Source organism: Acidiferrobacterales bacterium (genome assembly GCA_028820695.1).
In the GTDB taxonomy this organism is placed as follows: domain Bacteria; phylum Pseudomonadota; class Gammaproteobacteria; order Arenicellales; family JAJDZL01; genus JAJDZL01.
The window spans coordinates 37,810-53,026 of the sequence record JAPPIB010000052.1 but is presented as its reverse complement, the minus strand read 5'-3'; the positions used below and the strand labels follow the sequence as shown (position 1 = coordinate 53,026).

The 15,217-nt window shown below is 50.5% G+C and carries 10 protein-coding genes; 6 read left to right on the top strand and 4 right to left on the bottom strand.

Annotated features, from left to right (window positions below):
• Nucleotides 1-22: 22 nt before the first annotated feature.
• Nucleotides 23-1,810 carry an acyl-CoA dehydrogenase gene (locus tag OXI60_09955; GenBank protein MDE0310139.1) on the top strand — a complete coding sequence of 596 codons (1,788 nt, stop codon included), beginning with the start codon at nt 23-25 and terminating at the stop codon, nt 1,808-1,810.
• Nucleotides 1,811-1,822: 12 nt separating this feature from the next.
• On the opposite strand, the gene OXI60_09950 is transcribed toward OXI60_09955, so the two are convergent.
• Complete coding sequence (locus OXI60_09950) at nt 1,823-2,161, bottom strand: tRNA-binding protein (GenBank protein MDE0310138.1); 339 nt, start codon at nt 2,159-2,161, stop codon at nt 1,823-1,825.
• Nucleotides 2,162-3,019: 858 nt separating this feature from the next.
• Here OXI60_09950 and OXI60_09945 point away from each other — a divergent pair.
• Nucleotides 3,020-5,335, top strand: coding sequence for an MMPL family transporter (locus OXI60_09945; GenBank protein ID MDE0310137.1), 2,316 nt, complete (start codon nt 3,020-3,022; stop codon nt 5,333-5,335).
• A gap of 132 nt (nt 5,336-5,467) precedes the next feature.
• On the opposite strand, the gene OXI60_09940 is transcribed toward OXI60_09945, so the two are convergent.
• The 3 genes from OXI60_09940 to OXI60_09930 all read right to left on the bottom strand — a co-directional run bounded on the left by OXI60_09940 (nt 5,468) and on the right by OXI60_09930 (nt 10,297).
• Complete coding sequence (locus OXI60_09940) at nt 5,468-7,456, bottom strand: cytochrome P450 (protein MDE0310136.1); 1,989 nt, start codon at nt 7,454-7,456, stop codon at nt 5,468-5,470.
• 180 nt (nt 7,457-7,636) lie between these two features.
• Nucleotides 7,637-8,452: an outer membrane lipoprotein-sorting protein gene (locus OXI60_09935; protein ID MDE0310135.1), complete on the bottom strand. Its 816-nt coding sequence runs from the start codon at nt 8,450-8,452 to the stop codon at nt 7,637-7,639.
• Nucleotides 8,453-8,917: 465 nt separating this feature from the next.
• Nucleotides 8,918-10,297, bottom strand: coding sequence for an FAD-dependent oxidoreductase (locus OXI60_09930; protein MDE0310134.1), 1,380 nt, complete (start codon nt 10,295-10,297; stop codon nt 8,918-8,920).
• A gap of 494 nt (nt 10,298-10,791) precedes the next feature.
• Between OXI60_09930 and OXI60_09925 the strand changes: the two genes are divergently transcribed.
• From OXI60_09925 to OXI60_09910, 4 genes are all read left to right on the top strand, one after another.
• Nucleotides 10,792-11,649, top strand: coding sequence for a transposase (locus tag OXI60_09925; protein MDE0310133.1), 858 nt, complete (start codon nt 10,792-10,794; stop codon nt 11,647-11,649).
• A gap of 227 nt (nt 11,650-11,876) precedes the next feature.
• Nucleotides 11,877-12,986 carry an NAD-dependent epimerase/dehydratase family protein gene (locus tag OXI60_09920; protein ID MDE0310132.1) on the top strand — a complete coding sequence of 370 codons (1,110 nt, stop codon included), beginning with the start codon at nt 11,877-11,879 and terminating at the stop codon, nt 12,984-12,986.
• A 22-nt stretch (nt 12,987-13,008) separates the two neighbouring features.
• A complete protein-coding gene (locus OXI60_09915) occupies nt 13,009-14,121 on the top strand; it encodes an aromatic ring-hydroxylating dioxygenase subunit alpha (protein MDE0310131.1) in 1,113 nt (370 codons plus the stop codon).
• On the top strand, nt 14,108-15,208 hold the full coding sequence (locus OXI60_09910) for a DUF1295 domain-containing protein (GenBank protein ID MDE0310130.1): 1,101 nt from the start codon (nt 14,108-14,110) through the stop codon (nt 15,206-15,208). The genes OXI60_09915 and OXI60_09910 overlap by 14 nt, the downstream gene beginning before the upstream one ends.
• Nucleotides 15,209-15,217 lie beyond the last annotated feature (9 nt).

The following is a 15,217-nucleotide window of genomic DNA, read 5'->3' as shown; positions in this document are numbered from 1 at the left end:
AGCACGAGGCTATTATCCATTTATGTCAGATTATTTTGCTCCCCTGAACGACATTGAGTTCATATTGAATCATGTTGCAGGACTGGACTCGATACTGAAACTCGATTCTTACGGCGATCTTGATAATGAACTGGTGTCGGCGATATTGGATGAGTCTTCGAAGTTCACTTCTGAAGTGCTGGCTCCGCTGAATCGTGTCGGCGATGAACACGGCTCGATTTGCGAAGATGGTGAAGTGACCACGCCCCCGGGCTGGAAGGAAGCGTATCACCAGTTTATCGAAAATGGTTGGAATGGGCTGGCCTTTGACCCGGCGCATGGTGGACAGGGATTACCCTGGCTTGTCGCTACCGCTGTTCAGGAAATGTGGCATTCCGCCAACATGTCGTTTGGACTTTGTCCGCTTTTGACACAAGGTGCAATTCGCGCATTGGAATTGCATGGTTCAGACGAGCAGCGAGCGATCTATCTGGAACGACTGGTTACTGGTGTGTGGGCAGGCACGATGAATCTCACCGAGGCGCATGCCGGATCCGACCTGGCCGTGATCCGTACCCGCGCGGTTGCTGAGGGGGATCACTATCGATTGATAGGACAGAAAATTTTCATCACCTACGGCGAGCACGACCTGACCGAAAACATCATTCACTTTGTGCTGGGAAGATGTACTGACTCTCCGGATGGCGTCAAGGGAATCTCGCTGTTCATTGTTCCAAAATTTCTAGTCAACGACGACGGATCAATTGGTGAGAGAAACGATCTGCGCTGCGTTTCTCTGGAGCACAAACTGGGTATTCACGCGAGTCCGACCGCGGTCATGTCGTACGGTGACAACGAAGGCGCGATTGGCTATCTGATCGGCGAGAAAAACAAGGGACTTGAGTACATGTTCACGATGATGAATCTGGCTCGACATGCCGTTGGAGTCGAAGGGCTTGCAATCGCCGAGCGGGCGTATCAGCAGGCACGTGACTATGCCGGTCAGAGAGTGCAGGGCAGTGCCGCGGGTGGGAGCAGGGAACGGGTTCCCATCATACGCCATCCAGATGTCCGACGCATGCTTTTGACCATGAAGTCACTTGTCCAGGCGATGCGTTGTCTGGCGTACTATACCTCCGCGGTTTTCGACCTGTCCCAAACCCATCCGGATGCGGATTCGAGATCCGAATATGCTGCCGATCTTGGGTTGCTGATTCCGCTTGTCAAGGGTTGGTGTGCGGAAATGGGCAATGAGGTGGCATATCTTGGTGTGCAGGTACATGGCGGAATGGGCTTCATTGAGGAAACCGGCGCGGCCCAATACTCAAGGGATGCGCGAATTACGCCGATCTATGAGGGAACGACGGGAATTCAGGCCAATGACCTGATTGGCAGGAAGGTCCTGCGTGATGAAAAAGGTCATGTGCTGCGATTCATGACAAAAATCCAGGACTCCCTGAACGTGCTGTCGACTCAGGGGGATTCTGTAGCGAAAATCTGTCAAGCGACTGAAACCGGACTTGAATCGCTGAGAAGCGTAACGGACTGGGTTGTGGAGTCGGGTGCGAAAGATGCAAGTCTGCCAGCTGCAGCCAGCGTCGGGTATCTGCATGTCTTCTCGCTGACAGTAGCCGGCTGGCTGATGGCGATTTATGCAGCCGAGGCTTCCGAGTTGCTGAATTCGGGAGATGAAGATCAAGATGTGCTTTCAGCAAGACTCCTAACCGCCGAATTTTTTGCGACACACATCATGCCTCGTCTCAGGGCTCACGCAGAGGGTATCGTCAATTCCTCTGCTTGCGTAATGGCACTGAGCGAAGATCAAATCTGACTCGGCAGCAGGTCACGCCAGCTTAAGCCCATTGGCTACCGGCCGTTCCGGCCGGGCGATAACAACCGAACCGTCTTCCTGAGTAAATCCTGTCAGCAGGAACTGAGACATCATCGGACCGATCTGTTTGGGTGGGAAGTTGACAACCCCGATGATGTTTTGGCCAATCAACTCCTCGGGGGTGTACAGGTCGGTCACCTGTGCGCTGCATTTTCGAATTCCGATTCCATCTCCAAAGTCGGCTGTAATTTTGTAAGCGGGCCTCCTTGCCTCTGGAAAGTCCTGCACATCGATGATGGTACCGGTCCGCAATTCGACCTGCTCGAAGTCGCTCCAGCTGATCTGATTCACAGTAGACTCCTTTGAAAAAATGCTGTTGATTTCAGTCGACTCATTGGTTTCGAGTCGCTATCTGACTATTCGTTACAAGTTTATAGCTGAAATCCCTTCTGACAACCGTCTTTCGTCTCGTCCCATTTTGGAAGGACTGGGTGAAACAAGTGGTGATTGTCGTGCAGCCGATTTGTCCGATACTTGACCGGACATCGATTCGTTGGTTCCCGTTCAGGACTTGTAAAAAACACTAAATCTTTTATTATCAATACTATATACATAGACATGATTGGCTGTTGAGATCGCTCGCAAGACCGGTGTTCGTCAATGCATTGAACACCTGTGCCATGTTCAGGTCAAACAAACGCTGTACAATCTGACCTTGTCGCCAATGCGATCATTCTCCATCAGCCGGTAAGTGTACTTTCCTGATTTGGTTCTTCGGATAAACAAAGCGGTGTATTGTAGCGGAAGGGGTTGGGGCAAGATCGAGTGAATGTAAAAAAAGTGGCACCACATTTTGCTGACATCGCCAAAACCGGCCCTGAAACGGCGAGAAATTGACAAATTGGAGGGAATTGTCACTTGTATCAGGCTAAAATACCGAAATCCAAGCCTCAAACAAAAGCGGAAACGTTAAAGATAGGCTAAGGGATCCTTCCAATACCGCTTTGCACGAGGCGTCGATGTCAACGAATATTTGTCACGGATGGATCGTGCCAATTTCGTAGCCGGGCGGGAAATCCCCGGAGTGCAAGGAGCGGGGGAATGATAGGCCACATAGGCAGTCAATGCTGCGTAATATAGTGTCTCTTGATGCGTCATTTGCATAGTTCCCCTGAATGAACAACCACCAACAACTTAGCTAGGTGATATATGAATCTGAAGTCGTGCATTGTTCGAATTTTGGATCACAAATGGCTGACAACCATCGCAAGCCTTGTCGTGTTTTCATTGTTGTGCACCGGCATGCCGCGCCTCATTGCGGTGGATGCTGACTTTCGTAATCACTTCAGCAAGGATGATGCACGGCTTCTAGCACTGGACGAACTGGAAGATACCTACGCAGTTTCCGACTCTGTACTCATTACCGTAACGCCTGACAGCGATAGCATCTTCGATTCCCAGACACTGTCGGCAATCGAAGATTTTACCGACGAGCTGTGGCAGATTTCGTATGTCACTCGAGTCGATTCAATTGCGAACTACTCCCATAGCGAAGGAGTCGAGGACGAACTCATTGTCCGGGAACTGGTCGAGGATGCTGAATCTCTCGACGATAGCGAATTGCAGCGTATTGAGCGAATTGCACTGAATACCGAGGAAGTTGCCGGACGTTTGGTATCCCGCGACGGCCGCGTTGGTGGCGTGTATGTCAGCTTTGTGCTGCCGGGTTCGGACCGCAATTTGGCCAAGTTGAAGACTGTGGATGCCCTTTACGACACAATGAACAGGTTTCGAGACCGGTATCCGGGGACTCAATTCCACATGACAGGTAGTCTCATTCTCAATCGCGCGGTACGTGATGCGCTGAATGAGGATTTCGGTGTTCTGGGTCCCGCATCCCTGATCATAATGTTGGTACTCACAGTAGTCATGTTGCGTTCCATCAGAGGGACCATCGCAGTCGTACTCATGCTCGTTGCGATTATCCCGGCAACGCTCGGATTCTCGGGCTGGACCGGGATGAGCTTCTATCCTGAGAGCGCTGCGTCTATATTCGTACTCATGGCGATTACAGTTGCGCATTGTGTGCACATCATTACCGGTGTTATGGAAAAAATCAGGGAAGGACTCGATAGCACGGAGGCGATTGTTGAGTCACTGCGCATGAATGTATGGCCCGTGTTTCTGACTTCATTGACGACTGCAATCGGGTTTCTCAGTTTGAATTTTTCCGAAATGCCGCCTTTTCGCGTGATGGGTAATGTCGTCGCTTTTGGCTCAATGCTAGCGTTTGTTTATTCGGTGACGTTACTACCCATCTTTCTATCGGTGATTCGATTGCGAGCAAAACCAAGGCGTGAGGGCAGAGTCGATATTTTCAACCGATTCGGACAATTCGTGGTTGCCAGGCATCGTGTGATTCTATATTCATCTACTGCAGTAGTGATTGTGCTGCTTGCAGGATTATTTCGCATTGAGCTTGACGATGATCACCTCAAGTTGCTTGATGAGCGGTATGAATTCCGACGGTCTGCAGATTTTATAATCGAAAATTTCTCCGGGCTTGATCCGTTGGAGTACTCGCTGAGTGCGGGACGGGAAGGGGGAATAACCGAGATTGAGTATCTGAGGCAAGTTGAGGAGTTTGCCAATTGGAATCGTCAACAGCCCGAGGTAACGCACGTATTCAGCATTACCGACATCATCAAGCGTTTGAACAAGAACCTGAACGGCGACAATCCGGAATTTTACACCATCCCGAACGATTCGGACCTCGTAGCGCAGTATCTGTTGCTGTATGAATTTTCCCTGCCGGTCGGACATGATCTGAATAACCAGATTGATGTCGAGCGATCGTCTACAAGGATGACAGTGGTGCTGGCGGCTTTGACCACAAGTGAGAAACTGGCGTTTGAACATCGAGCGTTGCAGTGGCTGGAGGAAAATGCGCCTACATTGACTCCAGGTCCAACCGGTGTCACAATTGTCGGAGCGCACTCAATCAAGCGGAATATCGTGCTGATGCTAATCGGCACGATAATAGCGATGGGTTTCGTCTCATTGATTCTGATGCTGGTGTTCAAAAGTTTGCGTTTCGGGTTGATATCCTTGATTCCAAACTTTGTTCCAGCGGCGATGGCAATGGGACTTTGGGGATACACAGTCGGCCAAATCGGGGTTACCGCGGCCGTGGTGACAGCCATTGCGTTTGGTATTATCGTCGACGACACGATTCACTTCTTGACCAAGTACCTGAGAGGCAGGCGGGATGGGATGATGCCGGCGCAGTCAATTCAGTTGGCTTTCAACTCGGTGGGCAAGGCGTTGTGTTCTACGACGCTGATATTTGCGCTTGGTTTCATCGTTTATGGTGCATCAGGAATGGCCAATAACCAGGCTCTGGGATTGTTGATGGTGATGACGGTCGTGATAGCACTTCTAGCCGACTTTTTGTTTCTGCCTCCCTTGCTGATGATACTCGACAGGGTAAAGGGCGATAGAACGGCAAAAGTCCCTACTGTCTGATTCGTTTACTGCGTGCGAGAGACAGTGATGAGGACTGCATCTCTGTGCGCAGACATAGATTTCGACCATGGTCTGTGTGCACTTCCGGCAGTCATGCATCCGTGCATTGTGCCGCTCTCCAATGAGCGTTTGTCACACAGGAATTTGACGTTTTAGTTCGGCGACTCGAAACTTAAGTTTTGAGTCCGGTGACATCGAGGGGAATGGATTGAAGCCGATTTTGTAGTTTGAAGGTGTCAATTCCAATTTGAAACTGTATGCGATCACCAACAGATTCAACGTCAGTAGCAATTCCAACAGGTTGGCACCAAGACACCGGTGTGTGCCCCATCCGTATGGGCAGTATGCGAACTGGCGATGTTCGTTGCGTTCTGGCAGGTAGCGGTCGATGTCAAACTTGTACGGGTCAGGAAAATATTCGTCCATGTAGTGTGAAGCGGTTTGAACAACGAAAACCTGTTGTCCAGCTTCCAGTTCAAATCCTTCCACCACTGCTGAATTCATTACGGCTCGAAGTGCCAACGGTATGATTGGATACAAGCGCAGACACTCTCGCATGAATCGAACGGTGACATCGGCATTCGTCTCGTTAATTTGAGAATAATCAGGGATTCCGTCGGCAAAAATCGCTTGCGCCTCGCGATCTATCTGATCATACAGGCTGGGTCGATTCGCCATTTCATACAGCGAGAATCCGAGCGCATCACCAAGATACATGCTGGCCAGCAACGGTGCCGACAGCGCAAATTTCAAGTTCGACTGAGGCATAAATTGTGGGTCGTTACCGTGCAGGCCCAAAAGATCGTCTGCCAGGTCCACCGGACAATTTGCCCGCTGTACCGGGGTATGAGTGCTTTGGACTCGTTCAACCGCGAGATTTACCGCCTGGAATGTCTTTCGCATACCTGAGGTATGCAGCAAAAACTTAGGTAGAATTTTCGCGACATGAGTGGTCAGTGCGCGTTCTTTGAATTTGATCAGATCTTCGACGATATCTTGCGAATCAATGCTGAGAGTGAGCGGGGAGATTTGTGAATTCACCATCAGTCGGCACATGCTCGTTCCTTGCAGGACGGTGCCGACTTTCCAGTCTGCTACGAAATTTCCCATAAGTTCGAGGAGTTCCGGGAGGCGTTGGCCGACCCGCTTGCGCGAAATTCCAGGCTGCATGTGCTTGCGCAGACGAAAGTGATCTGCACCGTCCAGTGCGGGTATCAGACCGGATGCACCATAGACTCTCTCAATGTCAGAGAAATAGTCGCGGGATCTTAAGTGCATGCGCCCGCGTCGATGTGCCCATTCGGTTATCTGCGGCCCTACCAGAAAGGTCATTGTTTTGAACGGCGCCCTGATTCGAAAAACAGGGCCGTATTCTGCTGCAATATCCGAAAAAAATGCTGGAACCCAACCGGTTCGCAGATGTCTATTGAAAATCAGCTTATGAATCGGTACGACCGGGATTTGTTTGGACAGCGTCGCCCCGCGCAGTAATGGACTTGAAATTTTCTGCTTGACCGAATCGGCGATGAATTTGCCAATCAGGTCGACTTGGCATAGAAATTCAATCCGCTCAACAACTTCTTCATCCAGTTCATACAAATAGGGAAAGATGCTACAGGCATTGATCAGGGAAATGATGATGGCTTCTCTGGGATCCGGGATATTGTCCATGAATATCGCCTCGCGGATCCGTGCTTCAATTGACTCACGGTGCTGGCTGGTAGCATGCGGAGTCCAAAATTCTCCTTCGTGGTATGTCAGTATTTCTTTCTCCACCAGATGGGATAATGAATTGTCGATCAGGTCTCCTGCGCTCACGGCGAGATTTTCAATCCAGAATCCCGTGCTTCTTTCGACCGGACTCGCGGCAATTGTCTTCAGCACAAAATCCAAATTTTTCTTGCCAGTGAGTTGCGAATCCAACACGATTAATTTTTCCAAATCAGTGTCGATGCGGAACAGCAGGGACAACTCAGCGAGAACGGCACCGATGGCCGCACAGTTCATGTTCCAACCGGCGACCTGATAGAAGTAACCTGATTGAGGATTGAGCAACATTACCAACAGGTCTTCAAGAACGGTTATTGATTGCTGTTCGAATTGATTGACTCGGTTGACCATATGCAAACTTTGTTTTGTCGTTGAATGTGAGTATCACACGAAGACAGGTCGGGGTCGTCGTCGTGACTCAGGCAGTTGGTGCGCCAACTCTCGGAAGTAGTTTGGAGAAGGTTAACTGTGGTTTCGAGAAAATTTGGATCATGGCCTCACAGAAAGTATTTCGATTGGGGATGCAAATGACTAACGGACTCGCTTCAATGCAGTTTTTGAAAAGTCTCTGTGGTTAAGGTCGGTTTGAAATTCAAAATTTGACCACTGAAGCATTGAAGCTTTGCCTGTGAGGTGGTTTGTCATGGTATTTGTTTTACTGCGCCAGAATTCATCGAGAAACACCTCATAACCTTCTGCCGTCATCGTCTTGAGGTGTTCCTGTCTGCGATCGAAATATCGGATACTGATGACGCGAAGCTCCTGTTGATCAAGTAAGATTTCCATCCGGGAATATCCGGAATCTTCACTCTTGGGCACTCTTTCAAGCACATAACACTGAAATTCGCCACATGCCTCGTCTCCGAGATATTTATGGTCGAATTTTTCGACTTCAGCCGCACCCATGTCCTCATAGGAGAACTCACTGCCCATGAATGAGCCGGACTGATTCGAAGAGGTGATCGACTTCACCCGCTTCAATGCCGGCAGGTACAGCCACTGACGGTCTGGTTTGTCCTTATGACCGTGGACTAAAAATGCGGTTCCCTTCACATCGGACGGACGGTCGAACACAAATAGGGTCTGATCTCCATCGCCTTCTACTTCGATGACTTTCAGCCGCAGTTCCCGGTTGCTTTCCTTGCCCTGTCTATTGCGCAACACCATACGCAGGCTGGCTGTGTAATTGCCGAATCCCGCCTGGCGCGCACGGGCTTCTGTTGCCAATCGCTGTCCCGCCTCTTCCGCACTTCCAGCTGTCAAATTGGAATCAGACCATGCGGTTGCACACAATAGGACGCTTACAAGCGTTACAACTGCAATTGCTGTATCGAACAGTTTAGTCATCTCGAGTCTTTACTGTTGTTCACCCGGACGTGTGCAAGAACTCCATTCGTTTAGGATGACACCTCGGTTTCTTTGATGAGGGCATCGCCGCTACGCGGGGTTGGCGGCTAATTGCATTTGGACGGTGGATGAAAGGCAGATCGTTCATGCTCTCGCCGTGTGACGTTGGTCAGTGATTCTCGCGCCTGAATTATATTTCAACCTTGACGTGTACGTTCAATGAATTGCGCTTTGTCATATCCGTCGTCGTTCAGAACATGCGACAAGTTCAGGTGGTCAGTACAACTTTTACCTTGAATTTCTGACTACGTGCCGCGGAACACCCGGTACCAACTTGATCCAATACCTGTACCGTGTCGCTCGTGGCGGCGCTCAAGAGTCGATTCTTTCGTCAACAGTTGTATAAACTTGATTCCAAGACTGATGCATATCAATCTTGTAACGCGGATATTCCTGAAACAACGTTCAATGTGAGCCAATCGCCAGCTTAACTTTCTTGAATCGCCGTCCATACATCAGGCGACCGTAGAAGTTGAACCATTTCGCTGCCTCAGGATCGTCAAATGGATAGTCTGCTCCCAACTGTTTGGCCGTTATCAGTCCCGTAACAAAACAAGTTTCCTGACTGTTGATCAGGGTATGGGCCCCGCAATGCCAGGTCATTCTTCTTCCCTGGACAAATCGAAACAGTTGAACTGACACGATGGCGTGACGTACATCGTGTACGATATGCTGAAACCACCATCTCTTGATGACCTTGCCGGAGTCTATCGGGGTGATCGGATTGTACGTAACCAAGCACGGTCTTTCCGATCGCTTTGCCCAAGGTTGCTGGTTGTGCATGATGTAGGTTATTTCGTAGTTGTCAGGTCGGGAACCATACTGTTCGATGTGATTGCTACGAGTTTCCAGCGCCCTGACCTCGCTATCGGGAAGGACCGAAGCATCTGAATGAACAACTGTGTGGTTGTGCAGTTCGCTCTCATAGCGAATTGAGGACAAGAGCCAGTTCTCCATCAACGTTGGCTTATCCAGGATCATGAGTGTCTGATTTGCATTGCAAGCAAAGACGACATCGTCAAAGACTTCAGTCTTTCCGTCGGCGTCTTCGACAACCACCTTGTCCGGATGTCGGTAGACCTTTCGAACAGGCCGATTGAGATGGATCCTGTCGAGAAAATCTGCGGACAGTTTTTCGTAGACGCGTTGCGAACCCTGATTCCACGTTTGCATGGGCGTTTCCGTCTCAATGTCGAAAAATTCCAGATAGCGTGCAAATAAGGAAGCCGGCATGTCGAATACGTTTGTCGCCATCAGAAAATTGACAAACATCGGTTTGAGTATCTTGTATCTGAAACCTCCTGAAAACTTACCGAAATTGAGCAATGTCCCCATACTGACGTAATTGAATGGATTTATTGCATTCAATACTCTGGACTTGGATCGGTTCACTGTGCCGATCCACTTCAGAAACTTTAGGAGTTTTTGGAATTTCTTGATTTCTGACTGCAGTTCGCGCCGAATGTCCGAGTCAAAGTCGTGTGCGTAGACACCTCCGTGGTATTTCACACTGTAACTGAATTTTGTATCGATAATTTCGATTCCGTTCTGCTGCATGAAAAGGACGACATGATGGTACGCCGAGGGAATGCACGCAGTGACAGAAATATCAAATGGAATAGTTGTTCCGTCGCTCTGCGGCATTTCGACGGTGATCGCATTGCCACCAAGTTGCGATTGTGCTTCGAACAGTTGGAAATCAAATAAATCCGGATGTTTCTGGAGTGCCCAAGCGGTACCGACTCCTGACATCCCACCACCTATAATTGCAATTCTGCGTTTCACTAAAGATCTCTCTCCATGCTGATCGCGCTGATCCTGACGTGTCGACACACTCCAAGATTCTGTTAAATCACCCTGAATGACAATGTGGAATTCCTCCTGTCGACCGATGGCGCTGCGACAAGATTCCAGATCGCTGATTATTGTACCAAACTGAATTTCATTCAACTTTGTGTGCATCCCAAATCGGCAAGTAAATTTACAAAAGCGGGACCAGGCGGTCGGTTTTCACGGTCCGACACTCTTCCAGCCTGCCGATTCCATGTCTGCCAGGTCATGACATCGACAATAGACCAACAATTCTCGAATGGCAGTGCCAACAGGTCTCGTTTCCTGTGTCATTTCCAACATTAGACCGTGCTCAAAGCCAGGTTTTGTCCCGAACTGATCCGGAACATTTGTTCGTGTTTTCCGGTATAAACTGCGACAACACGATCTGTCTTGGGTAGATTGTTTTTCCGAGCAGCAACTTTTTCAGCAGTCAACTGCAAAAAGCAATCTGTCGGTGTAGAGACGGTAGTGTGCTGCCGAACAAGGACAATCTGCAATTTGTCAGGCAGTGTGAGGCGTCACTGCCTGAGGGGGTGGCGGTGTCGAAGGTTCGCATTGATGCGGCCGGTTACCAAAACGAGTTGATCCGCTATCTGATGGAGACCGGCAAGCGCTTTGTGATCCGGGCGCGGATGGACGGCACGGTCAAGGAGTCGATCGGTTCGATTGCGGCTGGGCACTGGAAGCCGCTGGTGCATGCCGACGGTACCGAGTCGCGCAGTCAGGAGGTGGCGCGTACGGTGCATGTGATGGAGCGCACCGAGGCGTTTGCGCTGGTGGTTCAAAGAAAGTGCATCGGCAAGAGAGAGAATGTGAGCCTCAACACGTTCCTTGAGGCCGGTGATGACAGTGTGGCCTGTGGGGAGTATGTGTATCGTGCGATTGCGACCAATCTCGATGACCGCACGGATCATCAGGTCGTGCACTGGTATAACCTGCGTGGCGAGACCTCGGAGAACAAGTTGAAACAGCTTCGGAGCGACTTTCCCGGCGCCAGGCTGCCGTGCGGGGATTTTGGAGCCAATGCGGTGTGGGTCATGATCAATGCGCTGGCTTGCAATCTGCTGTGTCTGCTGCGGATGATGCTGCCGGGCAGGTGGATGGCAGCGCGGGCGCCGTCGATCCGGTTTCACATCTATGCGACAGGCGGCCATGCGGTCCGTCATGCGAGGCGGTTGACGGCTTGGGTTGCGGTTGATTACGGATTGTCGTTGCGGGCAAGGCGGGCGCATGGCGCCATGGCGGGGATGACGCAGGTATGCCGGTGCAATCCGGGAGATATAGGACAATTGCCGGCATCATGACCTGATCGGCATGGAATCGGCGGGATGAAAGTGTGTCGAATCGTGAAATTCGACCGATTGGCATCGTCTTTACCTTCTTACTTGCCGATTTGGGGGATAACGAACACGCTTGTAGCGCAGTCTGTTCACGTATAATATGCAACAAGAAAGGAATCATACCCTTGCAGATAGCAGGGTGCCTACAGTTGGTTGTCCGGAACTTGCGCCACCGTGGAATGCAGCAAAAGTTGAATGATTCAGTCAGCCGGTCGTCGCCGCCTGTGTTTGTAACCGGAGCGGCGGGTCATGTCGGTGCAAATCTTGTACATCGCCTGCTGGCGGATGGCGTTCGTATGCGGATATTGTTGAGGCACGAAGACAATAACGAGGGAGTGGAAAATTTGGATGTTGAGCGTGTCTACGGCGATATCCGAAATCTTGATGCCACCACACGGGCAATGGAAGGATGTCAGGGTGTCTATCACGTTGCCGCCAAGATTTCCACCATCGACGGCAATCGGGCTCACCGCCGGGAAATTTACGAAAGCAATGTGACCGGCACACGAAACGTATTGCAGGCAGCTCGCGATGTGGAAGCCGGGCGGGTGGTTGTCACCGGATCCTTCAGTGCGGTCGGTCATAATCTCGACAACCCGTCAATACCCGCCGACGAAAGCATGCAGTTCTATCCCATGATTCGAACTATGCCGTACGAGCGCAGTAAGTCGCTTGTTGAGCATGAGTGTTGGCGCGCAGCCGCAAAGGGTCAGGAAGTGATTGTTGCCACCTGTTGCGCAGTAGTCGGTGGTCACGATTATTTCCCGTCAAGATTGGGCAGAACGCTATGCGATTACACACACGGTAAACTTCGTGCTTACATTGAAGGCGGCTTCGAATTCGTTGCAGCAAAAGACATCGTCCAAGGTCACCTTTTATGTATGCGGCACGGCAAAGCGGGCGAAAAGTACATCTTCTCCACTGAATATCGTACGATTACCGAAATTGTTGACCTCTTTGCGGAGGTTACAGGCGTGCCCAAAAAGGCTCGACGGATACCCACAGGCGTGATGCTGGCGTTTTCGGAAGTGGCGAGCTTCTACCTCAGCCGCGCGCACCCGAGTTTTCCGCAAAGGTTTACTCCCGGTGCAATCCGCCTGTTAAAACGACGTCGACATGCAAATCTTGCCAAGGCGAAGGAACAACTTGGTTATCAGCCGACTTCCATTCGGGACGCATTTTACGAAGCTTATGCGTTTCACTACCTTCGCCGCGGGGTAGTTACCAATCCTATGGCGAGAAAACCACTTGAAACGGTATCCAGTCCAATGGAAAGTGGTTTGGCAGAAGAACAAATTTAGTTATTGCAAAGGGAATTTCTGCATGAAGTTAGAACCAGGTTTTGTGTCGCGGCAATCGCCACCGCTGTTTGAGGATGCAGGCAACTTGCGCCAGAAGGTGCGCGCCGCTGGCATGGACCCGAACTACTGGTATGCCGTTGAACAGGTGCGAAACGTCAAGCCGGGAACCGTGATCGAGGTTGTCTTCTGGAAGCAGTCGATTGCACTTTATCGTGCCACCGACGGCTCCTTTCATGCCCTGGAAAATCGTTGTGCGCACCGCCAGATCAAGTTGTCACTTGGCGATGTTGACGGATGCAACCTCGTATGCCCATACCATGGCTGGGCGTATGACCCGGAAGGTTGTCGTGCAGACATAGCCGTCAATACATCCAAACTCAAGACCGGGAAACCGGTAGTCGCAAAATATCCTGTAAGAGTTCGATATGGATTGATATGGCTGTTTCCGGGAGAATCACAATTGGCTGAGCAGACCCCGATGCCGGAAATTCCCGAACTTGAGGGAAGCGACAGGTGGACTTGCGTACCGCTTGTATTCACGTGGGCCGCACATCATTCAATGGTGATCGATAATGTCAGTGACTTTACCCATGCGCACCTGCATCGCAAGTACCGCCCGTTCGATGATGCAACGCTGATTGGATTTGAAACCATCGGTGATGATGTGCACCTGTCCTACGATACCCAAGTCGGACGCGGACGATTCTCCAGATATTTTGTTGATCACAAGAGTATCAACACCAATTACATGGAGCTTTGCTATCAGTATCCCTACCAGTGGTCCAATACCGATGACTGTATCAAGCATTGGCTGTTTGTGCTGCCGATCAACGAGCGTACGACCCGGGTGTTTTTCCTGTTTTACTTCAAGTCACTGAAAATCCCTCTTCTGCCAATGAAATTTCCACGATTCGCCATGTATGCGGTGATGAACCTGTCAAATCAATTTTTGATCGCCCCCTTGCTTGCGCAGGACAAGTACGCGGTGGAAGCCGAGCAGCGGGCGTACGAGGAACACTGGGATGCCCCTCCTATAGAGTTCAATCCGGTCGTAAAAGCGTTTCAGGAGGTGACAGTGCGCAAATGGCAGGAATGTTTGGAACGACAAGCGAGTATGGCAGTTGTTAACGACTGAATTGCAAATCGCGTTGACCGAGCTGTCTTTGAGCAGACTGCTGGAGGCAGGTGGGATATTCTTTGTCTTTGTCACAGTGCTTTTGCTTGGCTCCGTGTATCTGCCGGGTCACCAGATCGAAGGTCCGGACAGTGATGGCAGGCTACGTGCTTACAAGATTAACGGTCTTGCGCTGTTTCTCATTACGGTTGTTGCAGTGGTTACCGCTCATATGTTGGGGTGGTTTTCCCTCGGTGAGGCGATTGCCCACTTTTTCGCGTTGTTTATCGTCGCAAATGTGTTTGCGTTTGCGCTGTCATTGTGGCTGTATTTTCACGGTACCAGCAACGGTGAATCCTCATCAGGATTTTGGCAAGGCTACTTTTTCGGTGTTACGTCCAACCCGAGTTGGTTTGGTTTGGATCTGAAGTTTTTCAGTTATCGCCCTTCGCTCATAGGACTGGCGTTGCTGAATCTGTCGTTCGCAGCGTTACAGTATGAAACTTACGGCACGCTGAGTTTGGCCATGGTGCTTTATCAGGTGTTCACATTCATCTACGTGTTTAATTACTTTCAGTTTGAGCATGGAATGGTGCACACCTGGGACATGATCTCTGAGCGATTCGGATGGATGTTGGTGTGGGGCGATTACGTACTGGTTCCTTTCTTTTACAGTCTGGTGGGATGGTGGTTGGTACATGCGACCCAACCGCTTTCCAATGTGGCGGCAGTGTTGATCGTCGCGCTTTTCGTATTTGGATTTTGGCTTTTTCGCGGCGCCAACGAGCAAAAGCATCGATTCAAGCGTGATCCCGACATTAAGATTTGGGGACGTCCGGTACAGACTCTCGGCGGGCGACTGTTGGTTTCGGGATTTTGGGGAATCGGCCGGCACCTGAATTACACCGGGGAAATCTGTATTTATTGTGCTTTCGCATTGACAGCGGGATTCGATTCGTGGATTCCCTACCTGTTGCCGTTGTGGCTTGGAAGCTTGTTACTGCATCGTTCCAGACGCGATGAGATTCGCTGTCGTACCAAGTACGGGGAATTGTGGTCGGATTACAAACAGCGGGTACGTTATTCGATGGTACCGTTCGTATATTGAGGAAAGAGG